The following is a 21,964-nucleotide window of genomic DNA, read 5'->3' on the forward strand; positions in this document are numbered from 1 at the left end:
TTATAATAGACTATCCTGATGGATTCCTCACGTGAGGAATAGGAAAATACTTCATTTACATGAAGAAGGAGATGTGGGCAAAATGCAAAAAGCAATTGTGTTAGTTACGAAAGAGTTTTTCTCAAGTAATAAAATTGCAGTTATTGCTTCTTGCATGATGATATGATTGTTTTTGCTTTGTCCCGTCGAAAAAAGCGGCCCAGGGGGTTTCCCCTGGGCTTGTTTTATGCCCATTAACAACGTAAGGAGGGATGCACATGAAATCAGAGTATAATGCGGAGAAGAAAAAGAGTAGATGGATAGAAAAAACTAAGAAAATCATGGTAACTCTCTTGGCAACTTTCTTTTCAGTTGTGTTCTTAACTGGATTGGGAACATGGATGGTATGGTTAAAGTTTGGTGATGATGTGATGGCGTTTGTTGATCAAGCCAATCAAAAAGTCTTGATGATTAACAACGGGACGTTTAATGGTCATATGGAAACAACAATCTATGATCATACTGGAAAAGTGATTCAAGAATTGGCTGATCATGAATACGAATATGTAACGAAAGAGAAAATCAATCCTTGGATCAACAAAGCATTTATTGCAATAGAAGATGAACGTTTTTATCAGCATGAAGGAGTTGATTATAAGGCAATATTACGTGCGGCATGGGTACTTATAAAAAACAAAGGGGAAATTACGCAAGGTGGAAGTACCATTACACAGCAATTAGTGAAAAACGTGTTCCTTACTAACGAAAAAACGTATATGCGAAAAGCAGAGGAAATATTGATTGCATTCCAATTAGAAAAGAAATTTTCAAAAGAGGATATTATGGAGTTTTATGTGAACAACATTTACTTTGGTAATGGAAATTATGGGGTAGAAACAGCAGCTAATCATTATTTCAGCAAGTCATCATCAGAGTTGACGCTCGCAGAGGTGGCATACCTCGTCGCGATTCCTAATAATCCCTCCTATTATAATCCTTTGAAATTTGAAAACCACACGAATCAACGTAAAGAACTCATATTAAGAAAGATGAGAGAACTTGGATACATTTCAAATATTGAATATGAAAAAGCTCTTGAAGAAAAAATCAAATTGAAAGTGAAAAAACGCAATGGCTCGATAGAATCTTATGTAGTAAATTACGCAATCTCCAGTGCAACAAAGGCATTGATGGAAAGAAAGGGATTTGAGTTTCAATATGATTTTGAGTCAGATGTACAAAGAAAAGAGTATGAGGAAAAATACAATTCACTCTATGAAGAAATTAACAAAAAGATTCGTAGTGGGGGATACCGTATTTATACGACATTAGACATGGAGAAACAAGCAATTGTTCAAAAATCCGTAGATGATGAGTTGTCGAAATTTACTTTGATAGATATAAAAACAGGTCGTTATCAAACTCAAGGAGCCGCAGTTGTGCTTGATAATAAGAATGCCGCTGTTGTCGCTATCGTGGGAGGTCGAAGTCAAGAAGGAGTAGTTGATTGGTTTAACCGTGCTTATCAAGCCTATCGACAACCAGGATCTGCAATCAAACCTCTTATTGCGTATACACCTGCTTTTGAACGTGGTTTTCTGGGATCGACAAAGGTTCAAGATAAACCGATTAAAGATGGGCCATTAAATGCTCAACGTAAATACTATGGATCGGTTTCAATTCGTTTTGCTACTGAATTATCGTTAAATACAATTCCGTTTCAGTTGGTTCAAGAGTATTCAGCCAAAACAATGTTGGGTTATTTAAAAAAGATGCATTTTACGAAATTGGTGGATGCAGATGATCACGCAGGAATTGGTGTTGGTGGTTTTACTTATGGAGTTACCCCTCTTGAAATGGCGGGAGGTTTTTCAACACTTGCTCGTAACGGAAAATACATTGAACCATCCGCGATTATGAAGATTGTAGATCATGCAAATGAAACTATCTATGAAAATAAATATGTTTCTACATTGGTCTATGACAGCGGAAGCGCTTATGTAATGACAGATATCTTGAAAGGTACGTTGCAACAAAGAAGAGCATCTGGATATGGATTAGGTGTACCAAATATGCCGACAGCGGGAAAGACTGGTACAACAAACGACTCGAAAGATGGTTGGTTTGCTGGTTACACACCTTATTATACTGCTGTAACCTGGGTGGGAAATGACCAGCCTACTTCAATAAGTAAATTATATGGAGCGACGTATCCAGGGCATATGTGGAATGACTTCATGACAGAAATTCATAAAGGATTAAAGCCTATAGATTTTATAGTTCCAAGTGATGTCAAAGAAAGATATGTTAGCTACATGGGCAAAGTATCTGATGAGCCACATGGCGGATGGAAGAAGGAGTGGGTTCCAGATATATATCTAAAGATGCATGATAATCTTAAAAGAGGGGAACCAGTGCAAACATTATCGCAAAACGAAAAACCTATCAATAAAGAAGGAATGCTAAAGAAAGAAAGTACAAAAAAACTTCAAACGATAGATACTAAAGTAAAAAATGATCCAACGGGAAAGTCAGTTCACTTTGAGAGGAGTCATTCAAGCGGCGAAACATATTCGTCTAATGAGTCGAATGCTCCAGTAGAACTGTCTCAAGCTCAAGAGATGGAGGAAAGGGAATCATCTTTTCCACGAATAGAAGTAGGAAAGCAATCTGATGAACAAATAATAGAGGAGGGAGTGAGCCAACCGATCCTCTCACCTGTAAAGAAAGAAGATTTAGATGAGAGCAATTCTATGACTGAGAGAGGGTAAATCCCTCTCTATTTTTTTGTAAAAAAAAGAATAGCCATAAATTAGCTATCCTTTCTATCTTTTCAGTGCTCAATCAATGTATTATCAGCAAACTTCCACGACAATTTCTTTGTTTCATGGTCATGTTTTGATCTGTAGATATTAATAGTAACTTCTTTCGCCCCATGATTCATCTCTTTGACAAAGGCACTGTATTGGAGGGCAAATCGCGATACATCCTCTGATGTGCCGTCGGCTACAACATTCGTTGTTACACTCGTATCAGATTTGTTAGTTGATATTGTTTCGTATGCAACCGCATCGATGTCGGCACTTTCTGGATCTGGAGTAATTTTTCTTTTTTCGGAGGAGGGGAGGATTGTTGAATCGGTGTTTTGTGACACATCTTTTTCCCCTGTGTTATTTATGCTCGATGATCCTGAATTTGATGCAAAGAACTGCCCAGCCAAAATGCTTCCCATGATGACCAATCCGATAACAGATAGCCAAAGCCATTTCATTTGTTTTTTCATTCAAAAAAACTCCCTTCGTTTTGGTTCAGACCAAGCTGTTTTACGTAATTATTAATCACAGAAATACCTTTGAACGCGGTCTTGAAATATTCGTTATTCATCCGCGTAAACATGCGGTTTTAGTAAGCGGTGAGCTTCGTTAGCAAAAAAGAAATCAAGTTCTCGTTCTTTTAAATGTGGTGGAATTTCAACGCCCCAATACGATGCGTAAGCAGAAAGCATTCTCTTCCCGCCACCTCTTCCAACACTACCTAAAACAAATACGTTTCTCGGATGTTTATCTATTCCCGTACTTCTTGGAACTAATTTGGATTTAAACAATTTTGATCAGCCTTTCTATGGGATTTTTTATTAAGACATAACTTAGTGACTGAATGACTTAGTTAAATTTTGATGATTATTGTAGAAAGTACAGTTTTTGTTAACATTTTTCTGCTTCTGTAAGGATACATCAATTTCTATCAGATCAAATCGAGCTTTATTCAAAAGACTCTCCTTTCTATCAGATCAAATCGAGCTTTATTCAAAAGACTCTCCTTTCTATATTTCATTGTATAAAGACAAGGAATGAAAGGGGAGCGATTATCGGTTGAACCGCGTTGAATCAAATGTTGAAGGGTAAAACCCAAAAGAGAGAATAAAATGTTGACAGAAAGTTTTATGCTACGTATACTAAAAATACAAACGTTGACTATAGACAACGTTATAAAAATATTGACTATAAATCAAGTGTTTAGTAATAAATGTTGAACGTGCTATCTATAATGACTGTACTTTTCAATAAAAACAAACTCAATGTATGAGGTGCAATCAAGACTACATTATTGACATATAAATCTATCGCAGATGCCAGTCAAGGCATCAGCAGTTGTCTTGATACTCTTTCCTTATATATGTAAATTTCGAGGTGCAACACAAGACTACATTATGGATGGATTTGTTTTTTGGGGAACCCTATAAAACAATTCTGAACAAATATAGTTGGTGAGCGAACGGTTTAACCAGCAAAGTCTTGTGAATCATTTCCTCGATGTCACTTTGAACATGTCCCTGTGAGGTGCTTGTTAAGACTACATTACAGATATTCTAAAAATTCTCGAATTGATTTCGCTATCTGATTTTTGTTGTCGTATCAAGGAAGTAACCGAAGAAGAAAGAGCGGAAGAGGAGACGATTCCGCTCGCAATGGAAGTAATCAAGATAAGAACCAAACATTTGTCGAGGTAGGAAAGGTTCCCTGCACGCTGTTTATTTTGACAGTTATCAGAGATGGAGGATACGCCGCCCTCCCGACAACTCATTGAATCCATTTGGTCTTAACGTTATTTCCTTGCAGGTGAACATGGTGTGTATTTTTTGCTTTTGCGGTTGAAGTCAACAAAGGGTGGCTCCCGTCAAACTGTCTCTCGTGCTTTAAGAGTGGCTAATAGCTTTTGACCTTGGCAGTGGGTAAAGGATAACTGCAAAACCGTATTTATCAATTCGAGTTGAGCTTAGGTGAGTCGTGCAGAAGAGAGGATGAAGTTGTCCCTACCTGTTGTGATTAGACTACAGGCTCAACAGATGAAAGCTACCCTGGGGAAAGAACCTTATCTCCCTCAAGAGTCCAAATCGACAGGGAGGTTTGGCTTGTTGGGATTGAATCCTGACAAAATGGTTGATTGATTTGTGATCAGTGATCAGTGAAAAGTCACGAAATCAAACACTCTCCTCTACGGAAAGTCCTTGCAGTGAACAGTGGGAACTTGCCAAAACAAGACAGCAAGGACAAAAACTTGCTTTAGGGTGTTGAGAAATTGGAGCCACGCTTGGCAAGTGCGAATCCTCCCTAAAGACATCTCACCGAAGTAATAAGACCTTGGCGTGATTACCCTCAGTAAAACAGAGTAAAGAAAGCGTTAGCGGGGCATAACTCGATGTTGGATCTACGTGTCTACGAGCGGCATCGAGTATGGGGTTATAGGGTGAGAAAATCAATATTCCCAGCCAACATCGTTGGTTATGGTGATTCTCAATCGCTTTTGAAGAAGCGGGAGAAGTGGAACAGGGACGGTTGACTCAAGTAGAGTCTAAGCACCGTCTCCCGTACCACTGATTACTACAAGAAAAGAGAGTGTTGAAATGAAAAGAAACGAGAATTACATGAATGATGATTATTTAAAAGAAGTTCAAGCAAAGTGGAAGAAACATGAAGTTCAAAAGATGAATCGCGAAAATTTCCTTATTTATGGGGTTCCTGCTTTTCTGATGATTGGGATGCTTGTATGGTCTAAGTTTCTGTAATCTCACGAAAAGGTTACTTTTCGTGTAATATGCGGGGGTGGCGGAATGGCAGACGCATCGGACTTAAAATCCGAGGTCATCGTGACGTGAGGGTTTAAGTCCCTTCCTCCGTACCATTTCCATAATTGAGGTAGGAAATGGAATCAGATTTTCTTGAAGTAGAGATGGTATCAATACCGAGAGGAGTGGGTTTCTTTGGAAAAACAAGGTTATACCCAACAAGAATTAGAAGCTATCTTTTTACAGGACACGATTGATATCCTGTATGGTTATGATGGATGCAACTCTATTGACTCTCTAAAAGATTTAATTGATGAAACCAGAGTTCGTCTTATCAAATTGAAAAAGGGTCAAGTGAATAAAGTTGACTTGGGTATTGATGAATAAATGCGGGTGTAGTTCAACGGTAGAACGTTTGCCTTCCAAGCAGATCGCGTGGGTTCGACTCCCATCACCCGCTCCATATTTTTCTTTCAAGTGCAGTTAGCAGGAGTTTTTACGTTGATTCCTACTAAGTGCGGTTGAAATGAATGTAAAGCAATAATCGAAGTGTGATTGTTTGAATAAACTATGAAATAGAAGAAATAGATACTATCACGGTCAGTGATGAGAGAGAAGAGACAATCAAACAAGAATTGTCTCTTTTTTATACAGAGATGTGTCGGAACGCTTGGTTAGTGAGAACTTCCTTACAGGTTCAAATCCTGTCGTTCCCGACAAAGGGAGTGAAACAATTTGAACTTGGGAGGCTTTAAATGAGCAACGAAAAGGCAAAAAAAGACAGTGAGATTGGAACAATATTACTGCTTCTTTTATTTATTATTCTCAATGTTTTTTTGGGAATTAATTTCATTGATGCTATTAATGCCGAGGGAGAGACTGTTCAAATTCAAAATATAACAGTTGTAGATCGCTATACAACACCAGGAAGAACAGGAGTATACACCATTGTTTTTCGATTAGATGACATGCAGAAAGTTAGAGTAGTGACTACACAAGATCTTTTTGAATCTTTACAGGTTGGAGATCAAGGAAATGCCGTTGTTGAATATGGTTATACATTTGGTCCTGATCAAACATTGAAACAATGGAATCCCATTTCAAAATAGATATGTTAGTTTTCTCATTAAATATGGTTTGGAAAGTTGAGGGTTATCATGAGTAGAGAGAATAAAAGCAATGAAACACTTGATATTTTGGGAGTAATATCTGGGAGCTTAGTGATTGCCGTTTTAGTTGTGAGTTTCTTTCATTGGTCAAGTATTAAAGACGTTTTAACAAGGAATGTTCTTCCGATTGATCGATATCAACAAAATGTAACAGTGATAGATCGTTATACATCACCAGGTAGAGACGGAGGATATACGATAGTTTTTCAAATCGATCCAAAACAAAAGGTTAGGGTTCGGTCAACTCAAGACCAATATGAATCGATGAAAATTGGTGATGAGGGAAATATGGTCATTAAAGATTTCGTAGGATTTCAAAGCTTGAAAGAATGGATACCAGCAGATAAGATTCCTGATTCTGAGGATGCGTTTATCAAATTATAGGAAATTTTTGATGGAGGGGATTATTTTGCAAATTAATTGGGGTGTGCAAAACATAGTTGATCACTTTGGTTCCAATCGGATCATCTGGCTTAAACAGTGTCCATTTTCTTACAATAAATATATGGTCGCAACAAAAAGAAACGAACTTGTCACCTACTACTACGTGTATACACATAATCACAATATTGATGAAGTTGTGGAAGTGAAAGATGGTCACTTTTCCCACTTGTTTAGAGAGGGATTTCTTGAAGGCTATCAAGTCGACGCAGAGAAACCAGATTCGAAAGCTGTATACATGAAAGAAAGAAAAAAAGAAAAGCAAGGAATCCTGTTTATGATGCTCACATGTATGATTCTATTTACATGTTTCATAGTTTCTTCTACGGAGATTGCGACGAAAATCATCTTGATAATCTCTGGAATACTTTCGTTGGTGTTTTTTTGTGTGGCACTAATAATGTCACAAAGTTTAGTTGTAAAAGAAACCAACTAATTTTTTTACGATCAAACAGTATATAAACTGATATCAATGAGGTGGTATGTCATGTTTTGGAAGATTTTCTTTTTTGGTATGTTGCTACCGTTTGCAACAATTACTGTATTTTTTATCAAAGCGCTGTGGAAAAGATTAAAGGTGCGTAAGCCAGATGACTTCCCACCTAATCAAGTTTATCCCGATACAGATGACTTGTTGAGCGCGGGGTTTTTCTATGCGGTAGGACTTGCGATTCTTTGTATTTCCGGCTCTTACGCTTTTCAATCATAAATTCGAGTTTGTGAATGGAGGATGTTTCATGAAAGAGAAAATGACAGATGAAGAAATTGAGAAATTCATTGAACTCCTTCGGAAGTGGAAGGACGATGACCTTACTTGGGGAGAGTTTTGTGACCTTAGAAGTTTCAGTTACCGTTTTGGAGATACGATAGAGAAGTATTTTTGGAATTGGACAAGTGAATAGGTATATAAGAATAAAAATGAGAGCAATAGTCAGGGTTGATGTCTTATAGAACATTCTACTTTGAATATTAGAAAACTCCTTTGTAATGATATAAGAATTCAACCTTGCATCGATTTACTTGAGAGGTGCAAGATGCTGGCGTAGCTCAATCGGTAGAGCAACTGATTTGTAATCAGTGGGTTGGGGGTTCAAATCCTCTCGCCAGCTCCAATCATTATGATCGGATAGGGGTAACTCCTCTTGACGATCCCAATCAGTTTGATGCAGTTTAGTACGTTTATAAGTGTGGATAGGGTAGATAGTAGCACATGGAAAGAGGCTCTCCACCAAGAGCGTTATTGAGGCGAAACTACCCGAAACCTTCATTGGGCGTGAGGCTCCGTATGAAAATGGTGGAAAAAACTATGCCACGGTTCAAACTGTTTTTAAGACTTCGATGCAATTTCCAGTGCGTTTACAAGGTGGATAGATATGCAAAGTAGCACAGGGATAGAAACCCTCCTACCAGGGCGTTATTGAGGCGAACGTATAACGAAAATTCAATGAGCGGTAGCTCCGCATAGAGAAAGATGTAAATGGTAGGTATCATAAAACTATTCCACGTTCGAAGCTCCATACATATGTTCCTGTCGAAGTGAAATGTAGCGGGTAATATCCTGGTGATAGTCACTCCTTAGACGGATATTAATCAGCATATGTTGGCTTGCAAAGTGTAAGCAGAAAATTGCACAACTGATGTGAGCAATCTTTGACCTAAACACAAGCTGTAAAAAGTCAGCCAGAGGCTCATCTTCTCTGAGTTGAGACTTGCCAGCAATCGACCTCCAATCAGTATTGGTTCACGAATAACTAATTCGTGGGCTGATATCTGCGGGTGTAGTTCAATGGTAGAACGTCTGCCTTCCAAGCAGATCGCGTGGGTTCGACTCCCATCACCCGCTCCACTTTAAACTTATTGGTATAAAAACGGTATTGATGACTGTGAAACGGAGGATAGTCAATGTTAGAACTTCTATTCTATATGTGTATTTTGCTTGTAGTTGTATTTGTGATGATATTCATCAAAGTACCACTTATGGTAAGTATAGCGCTGATCCTTGTAGCACTCATCATTCTTGTGACGATTGCGCGATTAATGATTTCTAACTTATTTAATAGATAGAAATCGATTGAATCAGGTTTGCAAAGTAGATTTCGACTTCAAACGCATACATACATCTAAACATAGGAAAGCCATCAACGGAGATTAGTTAGGGGATGGCATAGAGCGGTGAGGGGGAGTATTCCGCTTCGGAGAAGAGACAGATCATCTCTTTTCTGACACCTTGTATGTAGGTGCAGAGGCAAGTCGTCAAGCGTGGGGACGATATGGTGTGGTGGTAGAGAGGCGAATTCCACACAAATTTGGAGAGAAAGAATGATCAATTTCTCATCCAAACCGCTGTCTATAAATGCGGAATGGTGGCATAGTCGTCGAAGGTTCTGTTGGGACGACAAGTACGGTGGTGAGGGAGTAATCCGTACACAATCAAGATTGGATTAAAGAAGTGGTGTTTCGCTACCAAATGAAAGGCGAGTTGTAGAGATTGTGGTGCGAATGGTAGCCCACAGTAAGAAATAAAAGCCAAACGAATGACGGGATTCAATTGAGTACAAACAAAAAGCGTTGCGAGGGTGGCATGGTTATCTGATTGATCCAATAAAAAGTTTCTCTATGAAGAGAGATATCGGTTGGGCGTAGCTACTCAATCAGGTTGGTTGGCAAGAATGCAAATTGAACCATGGCAGGGAGTGCGTAGGCATACGCCAAAGGAGCGAGTTGACCTGGAGATATTGACCAAAGGGTTCGCTGTGTAGCAACAATTATTGTGTTTATTTCGATAACGAATTAATGTGAACATACTACTATTTAAAGGACTAACGAATCACGTCCTTGTGACTGAAAACGCCGAAAAGATTTCTGCATCTTTCCACTTTACTGATATGGATGGTGTATATGAGAAACTACAAAACGATATTTATTATTGTGGGTGTAGCAATTTTCATTGCTGCTCATGTAGTGCTATTAGTAATTGGTCTGTCCCACGATAAAGATAATAAAGACAGAATAACTTCGTTTCTATCAGAAAGAAATGAATCCGTGCTGGTAATTGAACGTAGAGACAAAGATGGGGGAAGTTTTCATGGTGGATTACTTTCTCATCTTTGGGAACCTACGGAGCATTATTGGGTGTCAACAAAAAATAAGATGTATTCTTTGATTCTTAATAAAGAACAAATCGAAGTAAAAACAGAATGGGTATCCAGCTAAAAGGTTGGATACTTTTTAAATAGTATTCTTATGTAAAAAATCTATGGGAAAAGGATGGCGGAAAACAGATGATTACAAGGAAATGATAATACAATCTATGTGGGCAAGCAGAAGATCTCAAAAAGAAGAGTAATTTGGAGTGCGGTGATTGTTATTAGGCAACATCCTAAAAGACTTGGTTCCTTCCAGGTCTTTTTGTATTTTGACAATAAGCAATAAAATTATCCAAAAATACTATAGACAAAATAATAATGAGTGATAAAATATTGTCTATAGACAACGAGACTGGTTAGGTATACTTAATAGCAAAAGCATCAAAGTTTCTGGTAAAGGGATTGATTTAAGTGTCTTCTATCACAAAAACAATTACATTAGAAATTAACAAGCCCATAGATGTAACCTGGGATAAACTTAGCGAAGTTTTAAAGGTTCTTCGTAATCAAACAAGGATTATAATGAACAAAACCATGCAATTAATGTGGGAGTTTGATAATTTTTCATCCGAATACAAAAGTAGCTATGGTATATTTCCGAAAGACAAAGAAATTTTATCTACTTCTGATGGTAATGCGGTTACGATTGCAGGATATGTATATGATCGTTTAAAAAATCAACACATCATGTATTCAGCAAATGCTTCCCAATCTCAGCAAAAAGCAATAAAGAAATGGAAAGCTGATCAAAAGGATGTAAGGAATGGTCTTAAATCAATTGCTTCTTTTAAAGAGAATCTTCCAATTGAGTTACATAATAAGAGTATTGCATTAATCAGGGACAATAAAGGGTATGTTGCTGAAATAAAACTACTGAATAAAGATGGTATTACCAAATTTGAAACGACATCTTCTTCGCTTAATCTGAATATCAAAGCAAAAGACCCATCAACAAAAATCGTATTAAATCGTCTCATATCTGGTGAGTACAAAATTGGTGGCTCACAAATTATTCAGCGTAAGAAAAAATGGTTTTTAGCTGTAAGTTACACATTCGAAACAAAACAGCTTCAAGATTTCTCAAAAGAGAATATTTTAGGAATTGATATGGGCATTGTCTATCCCGTTTATATGGCAGTAAACAATTCATTGGCAAGAGAAAAGATTGAAGGCGGAGAAATTGAACATTTTAGAAAGAAAGTAGAGAAACACAGAATAAGTCTTTTAAGACAAGGGAAGTATGCGGGGAAAGGTCGCACAGGTCATGGGCGAGCGACAAAATTAAAGCCGATTAATGTGTTGTCTGAAAAGGTGTCAAATTTTCGAAATACCGCTAATTACAAGTATGCGAAGTTTGTTGTTGAATTTGCAATTAAAAATAATTGTGGAATCATACAAATGGAAGACCTAAGCGGTATTGGAAAAAATGATAGTAGATTTTTAAAAAACTGGTCGTATTATGACTTGCAACTAAAGATAATGAATAAAGCAAAAGAGAATGGGATTGAAGTTCGAAAAATAGATCCGAAATATACAAGTCAACGATGCAGTTGTTGTGGTTACATTATTGAAGAAAATAGACCCAAAGAAGAAAAAGGGCAAGCATACTTTAAGTGCATTCAATGTGGTTTTGATTCAAACGCTGATTATAATGCAGCAAAGAATATCGCTACAAAAAATATCGAAAAGATTATTCAAGATCAAATCAAATTACAGAAACAAAAACTTGTCCACTTTAAAAAATATGCATAAAAATACAAAGACTGTGTTGCGAACCCTCTATGTACATCAAATCCCCGAGGGGTTCGCAATTAAACAGGAATAAAGACATCCAGGTTGTCTTTAAGTCGAGAAGGGTGCTTATGTAATTAAAAAAGCATACCGCTCGATAAGGTAATTTCTCTTTAATGAGGAATTGAAAATTCACACACAAAAACCGTGTGAACGATCATCATTCATAAAATATGCATAAAGCGCGAATAGGAAAGCAGTTACAATGTATATTAAGAGCTTGGTTGATTGCTGGAGATGGGAAAAATGATTGCTGCTGTTACAATGTATATTAAAACTTGGTTGATTGCTGGTATATACGCGACGCCTACCTACGTTCGATCATTTCTCACAATGTATATTAAAAGCTTGGTTGATTGCTTGAACGTGAATCTGACAACACGTTTCCTTGTGTAGAAGTCAAAAAGCATATTCAGAAGTTTCGTTTGGTTACTGAATAAACTGTGTAAATAGGTTTGCTTTTATAAAATAGTTTTAAAGGCATCCAGGTTGTCTTTAAGTCGAGAAGGGTGCTTGTGTAATTAAAAAAGCATACCGCTCGATAAGGTAATTTCTCTTTAATGAGGAATTGAAAATTCACACACAAAAACCGTGTGAACGATCATTCATTCATAAAATATGCATAAAGCGTGAATGGGAAAGTAGTCACAATGTATATTTTAAACCTTGGTTGATTGCTGGTAGTAAAATATCAAAAGCCAGTTCTATATCGCGCGTCACAATGTATATTATAAACTTTGGTTGATTGCTGGTTCATGAAGAAGTTCGGTTATACGGACAGTCGCTTGTCACAATGTATATTATAAACCTTGGTTGGTTGCTGGCTGAACGAGGTAAAAAACCAATTAAACAAGAACTGGTCACGATATATTTTGAAAGCATAGTTAATCGCTGGTATCTCCCATGCAATTTAATTTAACTATTTCTGATGCCTGAATCCTTATAATACATTGGATTAGCATGAAAGTTTGATATGGAATTTTATAGAAAGAAACAAAGGGTGACCTGAGAAAAGTTGCAAAACAATACGGAATTAGTGCAGCTTCAACTCGACGGCTCTTAGAGAGAGTATTCTTCATAGCGAAACAATACAATTTGAATGGAATAGTTGGAGGGAGATACATGAATATCATTCTTGTAGGGGCACCTGGGGCGGGAAAGGGAACGATATCCACATTCCTCAAGAGAGAGTACCAGATTCCATATCTATCGACAGGAGATGTATTCCGAGCTGAAATACAAAAAAGAACAGAGCTTGGCTTATTAGCTAAACAACTAATTGATCAGGGTAACTTCATACCAGACGATATCACGATTCGGATGGTGAAGAAGGCTCTATCTGAAATGAAAGAGGGATTCTTACTTGATGGGTTTCCACGAAATCTCCCTCAAGTGCATGCTTTTGAAACTTTTTTGCAGGAAACAGGTATGCAATTGGATCTTGTCTTGCATCTTGATGTTAATGATAGCATTATTCTAAATCGTTTAATGCATCGTCAAGTCTGCCCGTCTTGTCAGGCAACTTATCATAAAATAGACATTCCTCCTAAAAGAGAAGGATTGTGTGATTATTGTCGATCAAATTTGATTACACGAGAAGATGATAAGCCTGAACATATAGAGAACCGTCTCAATATCTATCATTCTACTACGAAGCCAATTATCACTTACTACAAAGAACGAGGATTGCTTTCAAGCATAAAAGTTGATTGCTCTGTACAAGAACTATATGATCGCGTGCAAGTTGTATTGAAAAAGGAGCGATTGATAGGTGGAGAGCAATGTTAGAGGATGTCGCAGAGTTTATCCGATCAGGCCCAGGTGACTTAGTTTTATTTTCATTATTCTGTGCTACTGCGATTTGCTTCTTAGTCATTGTGGGTATTGGAAAACTACTTAAAAAGATATACAGAGTTTGTTACAAAACCATAACTGGCGGTTATCCAGTGGAGCAATCAAAGGGATACAATGGTCATGGCTCGGTAGGCTCAACAGGATCGCATGGCGTATTCGGCGGGATGGGTGGTGATTCGAGCCATGGAGGGAGTTCTTCTTGTGGCTCATCTTGTGGTTCATCATGTGGAGGAGGAGGGGATTAAACTCCTCCTCTTTTTACTTGGACAATAATAGATAACAAATGATATGATATTGACTATAATCAATATTATCGGAGGTATTAATTTGGACATTCGCATTCGGATTTTAAATAAGTATATTGAATTTAAGCAGTTTTTAGATGAGATTAATATAGAAGATTTGAACAGTTTAACTCGTCATGAATTAATAGAGTTACAAGAGCAACTACGTGATGTGAAGCATAGATATTTGAGTGTTGAAATTGGAAAAATCATTGAAGCGAAAAAAGTAGAGGAATTTCCTCAGATTTTAGGAATTCATCATTATCCTGATTTGAAAGAAATTGATTTTTTGAGCGAAGAAACAAAACTTAAATTAGATAAGCACCTAATTCATTTTCGTGTGGGAGAGCATTTTAATAGTTTTTATAAATTTGCGCAAAGCAACGAAAGGCTTGAAAAATTAGAGAATTTTTTGGTTGAGAAAGGAATTGCTGAACGATTCTATATTTTGTTATGCCCTCATTGCTCTCAGGGTTATTTGACCGAACCACTATTAAAGAATGAGTTTGAGTTACTTGAAAAAGATATTAAAGCAATTGAAAACGACGAAGAATTTGAGATGTTTGAATGTGACGGGCGGATCGATAGGTATTGCATGACTTGTGAGGATTACGCGGATCTAACGAAGTTGAAAGATGAAGAACGATTTATTGTAAAAGATATTCTTAAAATGGCGAAGGAAAGAGATACGACCTATGATCATGTCTAAATGTCGATGACCTTGCCATGTTAACCTTACAATAGGAGGAGATCGGGATATGAGTAAGCGAGAGAAAATGGTTGAGATTGCAGAAGATACCTTGAGAATCCTTGAATTGGGAAGTTATCAAAATTCAAAAGGGAATCAAGTGGAAGTTGCGAATATACTTGAAAATGCAGTTCGTAATTCTGTCTTGTATCGACCTGATATGGAATCGAAAATTGAATATGATACAAAACAAATCTTAAAGTATTCACCTTCCTTTCAAACGGTTATTGAAGTGACCTCGGAAACTTCATTGGAAGCAACAAAGAGGTTAACAAAAGAACAAGCAAACTCTGTCGTATGTTTGAATTTCGCATCTGCGAGAACCCCTGGTGGTGGATTTAAGAAAGGGGCATCGGCGCAAGAGGAAAGCATTGCAAGATCATCAGGGTTATTCCCTTGTATTTCACAAATGCGAGAGATGTATGATCACAATCGTCAGGTGCTTACTGGGTTCTACTCTGATTATATGATTTTCTCTCCAGATGTTCCTGTTTTCAAGGACGATACAGGGAAACTCTTAGATGAGTTCTATACGGTTTCCTTTATTACAGCACCAGCAGTTAATGCTGGAGTTGTAAAGGACAAAGCATGGAATGATCGACATATGATCCTGGATGTCATGAAAAGAAGAATCGAGAAAATCCTTTCCCTTGCGATCCTTCATCAACAAGAAGTAGTAGTGTTAGGGGCTTTTGGTTGTGGTGTATTTAAAAATGAACCGAAGGACATTGCTACGTTGTTCAAAGAAGTGCTGGAAGATGAACGTTTTAAACATTCTTTCAAGAAAATCACTTTCGCGGTTTACGATCCAAGCCCTACAAAAGAGAATCTTTTGCCCTTTGTGCAGGTATTATCCAATCGAAATCTATAATACGATCAAAGACTCAATAAGCCTCTTCCATTTAGGAAGGGGTTTTATAGTTTCCAAAATTTAGATGAAGGTCAAATCTAAACAGTCGAAAGAAATTATAGAGGAAAAAACATATGAATAGAATGATGATAATAAACAAAAAAGAGAGGTAGGTGTATAGAAGTGAAAATGAAAAAAATGTGGGTAGGAATACTGGCAGCAATTATATTGTTTGGAGCAATTTCTTCCCCTGGTTTTGCTAAGACAAAAGGTGATTTTGACGTATCTTTATCCGACTATAAGGTAGATCGTGATAGTTCAGTTGAGTTTGAGGTTCCTACGGGGAATGCTTATTTAGTAAGTGGTAAAAACATCAAAATTACATTCTCTTCCCAATGGCAAATGCCTAAGAAGATAGATGACGATGATGTTTTGATAAATGGGAAAACGCCAAAAGATGTCAAGGTTTCAGGACAAACGATCACCATCGTTACACCAAAGGGCGTTTCTGGAGATGAAGATTTTAGCATCGAAATTTCAAAAGATGCGGGATTGAGCAACCCTAAGAAAGCAGGGGAATATACGTTGCGCGTATATGCTGAATTGGAGGAGAAGTCAAAACAAAATGGAAAGTCGAAGGTGAAAGAAGTTCGGAAATCGTTCCAATCAGAAAACATTTCTATTGAAGACCCCAATAAAAAACCAACAACTCCAACAAAGCCAACCAATCCTCATCCAATTCCAACAACACCTGAACAATTGCAAGGTGGTACTGAGGTCATTGTTCGAATCGGATCAACCATTGGGTATTATCAAAAACCGAATAAAACAGGAAAAGGAATGGTGACAAAAGTCGGTAAACTTTCCGCCGCACCATATCTGAGCAAGGGGAATAGCATGATTCCTTTCCGTTTTATTGCTGAAGGATTAGATTCAACCATTGGCTTTGACGAAAAAACAGGAATTATTGGCGTACACATTAATGGTAAATATATGGAATTCAAAGCTGGTGACAAGACGGCAGTGATTGAAGGTTTACCCGTTCAAATGCCGATTGCACCAGAAATCAAAGAGAAACAAATCATGCTTCCACTGCGATTTGTTGTCGAGAAAATGGGAGCAAAAGCCATTTGGTTCGATGAAACACAAACCATTTTTATCACAAAATAAAAGTTGAGAAGACGGAAGGTTGCTTTTTTAGCGACCTTCTTTTTTACGTTATGAAGAAAGATAGTTTAGTAAGAGTGAAACATGACTCATTCACTTTTGAGATGCAAAAAGGAAGCCACCTTTCAAGTTAGGTGACTTCCTTTTAAAGAAATACTTATAGTTGACTGTGAAGAATCTGACGAATTTCACTCAAGTTTTGATCGCGAACGAGTTTTCCATCCACGAAAACATCTTCAAGTAGATCAACGTCAGCATATTGTGCATGTTCATCGATAGAAAGGTTATCGATATATCCAATTGATCCTTCTTTATCAACAACTGCAACCATTCCTTTTAGGGACTTCTTCATACCGTTGTCTGTTTTTGGATCTTTATAAATTTGGAATTCTTCACCGTTGATGACAACGTGGGTTGCTTTTACGGCAAATCCAAATGTATCACGGGTATTGTATTGGTAGGTGTAAGAACCAATACCAAGTACAACGTTGCTGGAAGCAAATCCTTTGTCCATCAGACCCTGCAAAATGAGAAGTTGGCGCTCAAGAGTAATAGAGTCACCGTAGATCGCACCAATGTGGCTATCAAGGACTTTGTAGCCTTTGGAGTTTACTGTTCCACCAAAAATTTCCCAAAGGCATTCGATCAAACCTTTGCGCTCATGTTCTGTATCAGCCTTTGGATCACCCACCAAGATCAATACGGGATTACCAGAGTCAGGGCGAATAACTACTTTCCCATCTCGAACCAGGATTTGATCTTTTAAAGATGGATATACGTGTGTGACTAAGTGCCAGAAATCCCACGTATCGCTTACGATAGAAACGATGCCCGAAGGATGAACCTCAGAGATCAAGCGGTTGATAACAGCTTTTTCATCTCTTCCGTTTGCGCACATAACGCTGTGTTCGGTCGCATTTACGGATGTTCCGACAATCTCTTTTCGGATATTCGCATTGTAGAAGCGAATGAGGTGCATAATCGCAGGAATCGTGTCTGTTCCTAAGAAGGATAGCAAATGCCCAGCTCCACCAGCCATTGTCGCGCCCAAGGATGCCATTCCACGCATGGAGAAGTCATGTCCTTGAAACGGAACAGCGCTTCTGTCATCACATGTGAGGTCAGCATACTTCATGAATACCTTCAAGTATTCAAAAGCAATGGTGGCATCGGTGATCGGCAACCAGTTCTCATTGGAGAACAGGGTTTCAAAGTAATTCGTAACCCAAAAGAATTCATCAATTGTATTCACTACGGTCATTACTGGAACTTTGATCGGAACAAGCGTTCCTTCCTTCACTGCTTTGATTTTCAATGGCACATATCCAAGATCGTGAAGAGCTGCAATGTGATCGGAATCCACATCCTGAACGCCTTGTTCCAATAAATCTTCCGACAAGTTTGCGATATTTCCAGGATTAATCAAAGTGAAGTAGATAAATTCTTTATACCCATAGACAACTTCTTCTTTCGGACGATCAAAGAACATCACGTTGAAATAGTCGATCAGGTATTCTTTTGCAAAAGATTGAATACCAAATGCTACAACCTTATTGATGCTATTCAAGCGGCTCGATCTTGGAATCCAAGTGGAATACACTTTTTGTGTTCCCTTTGGATACTGAACGCGATGAGCGATCTTGTAAAAGTCGCAAAGCAATAAAGGATTATAGTTATAAGTATATTGAGGCTGGAATTTTGGGTTGTTAATGACTGGCATAATGGTAGTCATAAAATGACATCTCCTTTTTAATTGTTTGTTTGCTTTTTGAATATATGGATCGTCAGAATGATTAATTGTTAAAAGCTTTGAAAACAATCATTTTATCATGCGTATTTCCATCTAAGATGGTATCGGTTGTGATAATAGTGTTGATGACATCTGTATTCAAGAGATCACCTTTAAAGATGGTCTTTTCGCAATGAGTAACAAGCAAATGCACTTCGGAAGCACCAATTTTTCGTAGCTCGGTGCCACTTAGCATAAAAGTACCTCCCTTGGAGCATAAATCGTCAACAATGATTACTTTAAAGCCCGGTTTCTCTACATTACCAACTACTTGCAACTGTTTGATATGACCACTTTGGAAGTCTCTTTCCTTGTAGCCAACGAGTTGTTTCACTCCACTTACTTTTCCGTATCGCTTCTGAGCACCAGCATCAGGGAAAAAGAGGTAATCTCTTTCTTTGTCAAATCCAACAATTTCCATTGCTTTAGTGAGCAAGTTTAGCGTGGGGTATTCTGGAATGCATCGATCAATTAAAGCAGGTGTGACATCTGAATGAGGTTCAATCACCCGAACAGATTCAAATGCCAGATCGTTAATGAAGGAAGCAATATATTTCAAGGTAAAAACTGAATCGCCTTCCTTCCGATCCATTCGGCTGTATGGCATGTAAGTAATGAGAAGAGATGCTTTTGCTTTACAATCATCCAAAAAACGTTTGACAAAAAATAACTTCATAAGATCGGTATCGTCTTCATACTTAAAAACAACGATATTTTCTTCTCCAGTTTGAATTAAACTCAAAATCTGCTTTCCATCAACTAACGTTTCAGCATTTGGAAAGGTATTGAATGTAAGTGTTGTGCCGTTAATTGAAATCATGTTTTTCAACTCCTGGTTTATTATCAGTACATAATACTATAAGCAAATATAATTGAAAAAATGACTATAAGCAATAATATTTAAAACGATCCTTATACATGTTTGTTGAATTCGGCAACATGAAAGGAACCTTTAATGTAAATCAAGCAACCAAAATCTATCGCATCAATTTAGAGGGTTTTGCGGAGCCAGAAGCGACTGAAAAAGCAGTAGATGGGTTAGAATTAAAGTTGAAGAATATACAAGTCTCGGAATGGTCAATTGTTATTGATTGCAGAAAACTCTCGACGTTTAAACCAGAGATATTGCCAATTTTTGAACGGTGTCAGTCAAATTTCACAGGTAAGTTTGTCAACACCGAAGAGGAAATGACGAATATCATAAACGCCTAAATTCTATAATAGAAAACGATTATTAGGAGAACCGTTGAGAAATCGGCGGTTTTTTATTATGTCGGAAATCATCATAGAGAAAGGGGCAGTAGTATTGTCAGTCATAATTAAAAGCACAGCGATTTATCATCCTGAGCATAAAGTAAACAACGAAGAGTTAGTAGAGGAGTTTAAGGAGTATGGGAAAGATATCGGTTATTTTTTAGATGCCATAGGTAGAAAAGATCGATATCTGGATAAGCAGGGCGCAGAAACATCGGTAAGTATGGCAATTCAAGCAACGAAAAAGCTTTTAGAGAAAGAACGAATAAAGGGGAGGGAAATTGACACCATTGTATTCTCATCGGGAACACCAGAGTATATCATCCCTGCCAATGCTGCTTTCATACACAAAGCGATTCAAGGGAAGCCCGAATGTACCGTGTATGACATGAATGCAAACTGTGTAGGGATGGTTGTTGCAATCGAACAAGTCATTCGCACTATGCAAAGTAATCCAAAAATCAAACGTGCAATTGTGGTTGGTTCAGAACAAATGAGTCAGTACGCCAAAAAAACAGATGAAATCAATCGCGGTGTATTTGGTGATGGCGCATGTGCCGTTTTGCTTGAACGAACAGATGTGATGAATCGAGGATTTATCGATTCTGCCTACCATACAGATTCTGTTGGAGTGGAGGATATGCGTTTGCCAGGATGTGGTTTGTCTAAGGCATTTCAAGCAGGAACATCCATGGAAGATCGAATGATCGCAATGATTTCAGGTTATCAATCTCTTCGTCTTGCACCAGATTCAAAGATTCTAATGGAAAACTTGTTATCTACACATGGATACACGAAAAACGATGTCCAAAGATACTTCATTTCTCAAGTAAGTGTAAAAGCAGGTCAATTATTTAGCCAATTACTTGATGAAAAATTGGAGAAGTTTGTTTATGTCGGAGATCGTTATGGATACACAGGAACAAGTAGTCCACTATTTGCTTTGCATCATGCTATTGATAATGAACTGATCAAGGAGAGAGATTTGTTTATTCTTTGGTCAGTAGGAGCGGGTCAAACTACATGCGGCATGTTGTTTAGAAGATAAGAACGTTACTTTACAAAAGGGAGTTTTCCCCTTTTGTTACATAGAACAAGACTGTAGCGAGTAAAATATATAAAGTATATTGACAATAGTCAATAATCATAGTAATATTGTCTCAAGATTAGATGTATAATATTTTTGCTTGCGTATATACACCTGTATCGATGTCAGTTGAATAAGGAAGACTGAAAATCTGTTGGCAGTTATGACTTCGGAGGTTCAAATCTCATCGGGTATTCCATAAATTCTGGATCCTTAGCTCAGAAGGGAGAGTGTGCGGCTCATAACCGCGTGGTCACAGGTTCGAACCCTGTAGGATCCACTTAGATACAAACATAGAGAGGAGATTTTAAGTGGCAGAGTCATTTTCGTATTTAATGAATAAGGCGCTAAGTTCACAACCTCCAAGAACCATAGTTTTATAAGATACAGAAGAAATTCGATTTCCAGAATCAAGTGTTCATCTGATCTCTCCCAAAATTGGTTGTAAATGCGGGGATCAGGATGAGGAATCAAACGAATAGATCGTACTTTTGGGACTCTAAAAGCCTAAAGCAGTCGATCATTCTTGGTTAGTTGAGCTAATCTCCCTTGCTTCGGGATTGGTTCCAGGGATTCTCCGTGAGGAAGGTGGATGAGTGTCGATAGTGACATTCTCCGCAAGAACACACTACATAGCAAGTGTATGTGTTGAGACTTCATGGAAACACTTCATTGGTGGGGATGAAGATGACATAAGAAGTGAACAGGCATTAGAAGCTAATGGAGCCTAATGCCAATCATACAGGCTTTGGTAACTTACGAGTTCAAAGCCTTTACATACCGCTCCCTGCTCCTTAAATGTGAAATGTGCCTATTTTGGAGAGTAGAATGTGGGAAAA

The 21,964-nt window shown here is 37.8% G+C and carries 19 protein-coding genes and 5 tRNA genes; 20 read left to right on the forward strand and 4 right to left on the reverse strand.

All coding sequences use genetic code 11. From position 1 onward, the window contains the following. The first annotated feature begins 257 nt into the window (after positions 1-257). On the forward strand, positions 258-2,750 hold the full coding sequence (locus ACFVS2_RS22055; protein WP_390237729.1) for a transglycosylase domain-containing protein: 2,493 nt from the start codon (positions 258-260) through the stop codon (positions 2,748-2,750). 62 nt (positions 2,751-2,812) lie between these two features. Here ACFVS2_RS22055 and ACFVS2_RS22060 read toward each other — a convergent pair whose 3' ends face one another. Both ACFVS2_RS22060 and ACFVS2_RS22065 read right to left on the reverse strand, forming a co-directional pair. Continuing rightward, positions 2,813-3,262: a hypothetical protein gene (locus ACFVS2_RS22060; protein WP_390237734.1), complete on the reverse strand. Its 450-nt coding sequence runs from the start codon at positions 3,260-3,262 to the stop codon at positions 2,813-2,815. Positions 3,263-3,355: 93 nt separating this feature from the next. Then, a complete protein-coding gene (locus ACFVS2_RS22065; protein ID WP_390237736.1) occupies positions 3,356-3,583 on the reverse strand; it encodes a hypothetical protein in 228 nt (75 codons plus the stop codon). Between the two features lie 1,993 nt (positions 3,584-5,576). Between ACFVS2_RS22065 and ACFVS2_RS22070 the strand changes: the two genes are divergently transcribed. The 16 genes from ACFVS2_RS22070 (at position 5,577) to ACFVS2_RS22145 (ending at position 16,998) form a co-directional block, all read left to right on the forward strand. Next, positions 5,577-5,661 (forward strand) — tRNA-Leu (locus ACFVS2_RS22070). 79 nt (positions 5,662-5,740) lie between these two features. Continuing rightward, a complete protein-coding gene (locus tag ACFVS2_RS22075) occupies positions 5,741-5,932 on the forward strand; it encodes a hypothetical protein (RefSeq protein ID WP_390237739.1) in 192 nt (63 codons plus the stop codon). A gap of 2 nt (positions 5,933-5,934) precedes the next feature. Further along, positions 5,935-6,008: transfer RNA gene (locus ACFVS2_RS22080), tRNA-Gly, on the forward strand. Positions 6,009-6,300: 292 nt separating this feature from the next. Continuing rightward, entirely contained in the window at positions 6,301-6,654 is a 354-nt protein-coding gene (locus ACFVS2_RS22085; protein ID WP_390237742.1) for a hypothetical protein, read from the forward strand. 48 nt (positions 6,655-6,702) lie between these two features. Next, positions 6,703-7,098, forward strand: a complete 396-nt coding sequence (locus tag ACFVS2_RS22090) for a hypothetical protein (RefSeq protein WP_390237744.1) — start codon at positions 6,703-6,705, stop codon at positions 7,096-7,098. 25 nt (positions 7,099-7,123) lie between these two features. Then, a complete protein-coding gene (locus ACFVS2_RS22095) occupies positions 7,124-7,591 on the forward strand; it encodes a hypothetical protein (protein ID WP_390237745.1) in 468 nt (155 codons plus the stop codon). 51 nt (positions 7,592-7,642) lie between these two features. Continuing rightward, complete coding sequence (locus tag ACFVS2_RS22100) at positions 7,643-7,864, forward strand: hypothetical protein (RefSeq protein WP_390237747.1); 222 nt, start codon at positions 7,643-7,645, stop codon at positions 7,862-7,864. A gap of 28 nt (positions 7,865-7,892) precedes the next feature. Then, positions 7,893-8,057, forward strand: coding sequence for a hypothetical protein (locus ACFVS2_RS22105; RefSeq protein WP_390237749.1), 165 nt, complete (start codon positions 7,893-7,895; stop codon positions 8,055-8,057). A gap of 134 nt (positions 8,058-8,191) precedes the next feature. Beyond that, positions 8,192-8,267, forward strand: a tRNA-Thr gene (locus tag ACFVS2_RS22110). A 660-nt stretch (positions 8,268-8,927) separates the two neighbouring features. Further along, positions 8,928-9,001 (forward strand) — tRNA-Gly (locus tag ACFVS2_RS22115). Positions 9,002-10,053: 1,052 nt separating this feature from the next. Then, positions 10,054-10,368, forward strand: coding sequence for a hypothetical protein (locus ACFVS2_RS22120; RefSeq protein WP_390237751.1), 315 nt, complete (start codon positions 10,054-10,056; stop codon positions 10,366-10,368). Positions 10,369-10,712: 344 nt separating this feature from the next. Further along, positions 10,713-12,053, forward strand: a complete 1,341-nt coding sequence (locus tag ACFVS2_RS22125; RefSeq protein ID WP_390237753.1) for an RNA-guided endonuclease TnpB family protein — start codon at positions 10,713-10,715, stop codon at positions 12,051-12,053. Between the two features lie 1,161 nt (positions 12,054-13,214). After that, positions 13,215-13,880 carry an adenylate kinase gene (locus ACFVS2_RS22130; RefSeq protein ID WP_390237754.1) on the forward strand — a complete coding sequence of 222 codons (666 nt, stop codon included), beginning with the start codon at positions 13,215-13,217 and terminating at the stop codon, positions 13,878-13,880. A 393-nt stretch (positions 13,881-14,273) separates the two neighbouring features. Next, complete coding sequence (locus ACFVS2_RS22135; protein ID WP_390237756.1) at positions 14,274-14,939, forward strand: hypothetical protein; 666 nt, start codon at positions 14,274-14,276, stop codon at positions 14,937-14,939. A 49-nt stretch (positions 14,940-14,988) separates the two neighbouring features. After that, entirely contained in the window at positions 14,989-15,849 is an 861-nt protein-coding gene (locus tag ACFVS2_RS22140) for a TIGR02452 family protein (protein WP_390237758.1), read from the forward strand. 168 nt (positions 15,850-16,017) lie between these two features. Further along, the gene (locus tag ACFVS2_RS22145; protein WP_390237816.1) at positions 16,018-16,998 is read left to right on the forward strand and encodes a stalk domain-containing protein; all 981 of its coding nucleotides are present in this window, start codon (positions 16,018-16,020) and stop codon (positions 16,996-16,998) included. A gap of 154 nt (positions 16,999-17,152) precedes the next feature. Here the strand turns inward: ACFVS2_RS22145 and ACFVS2_RS22150 are convergent, their stop codons facing one another. Then, complete coding sequence (locus tag ACFVS2_RS22150) at positions 17,153-18,814, reverse strand: nicotinate phosphoribosyltransferase (protein WP_390237760.1); 1,662 nt, start codon at positions 18,812-18,814, stop codon at positions 17,153-17,155. Further along, positions 18,789-19,604, reverse strand: coding sequence for a ribose-phosphate pyrophosphokinase (locus ACFVS2_RS22155; RefSeq protein ID WP_390237762.1), 816 nt, complete (start codon positions 19,602-19,604; stop codon positions 18,789-18,791). Before ACFVS2_RS22155 ends, ACFVS2_RS22150 begins: the two co-directional genes overlap by 26 nt. Before the next feature lie 98 nt (positions 19,605-19,702). On the opposite strand from ACFVS2_RS22155, the gene ACFVS2_RS22160 reads away from it, so the two are divergent. The 3 genes from ACFVS2_RS22160 to ACFVS2_RS22170 all read left to right on the forward strand — a co-directional run bounded on the left by ACFVS2_RS22160 (position 19,703) and on the right by ACFVS2_RS22170 (position 21,405). Then, the gene (locus ACFVS2_RS22160; RefSeq protein WP_390237764.1) at positions 19,703-19,996 is read left to right on the forward strand and encodes a hypothetical protein; all 294 of its coding nucleotides are present in this window, start codon (positions 19,703-19,705) and stop codon (positions 19,994-19,996) included. A gap of 34 nt (positions 19,997-20,030) precedes the next feature. Next, positions 20,031-21,086 (forward strand): ketoacyl-ACP synthase III, encoded by a 1,056-nt coding sequence (locus tag ACFVS2_RS22165; RefSeq protein WP_390237767.1) that lies wholly within the window; start codon positions 20,031-20,033, stop codon positions 21,084-21,086. Between the two features lie 246 nt (positions 21,087-21,332). Next, a tRNA-Met gene (locus ACFVS2_RS22170) sits at positions 21,333-21,405 on the forward strand. The last annotated feature ends 559 nt before the right edge of the window (positions 21,406-21,964 follow it).

This window comes from Brevibacillus sp. NPDC058079, assembly GCF_042885155.1.
GTDB lineage: Bacteria > Bacillota > Bacilli > Brevibacillales > Brevibacillaceae > Brevibacillus.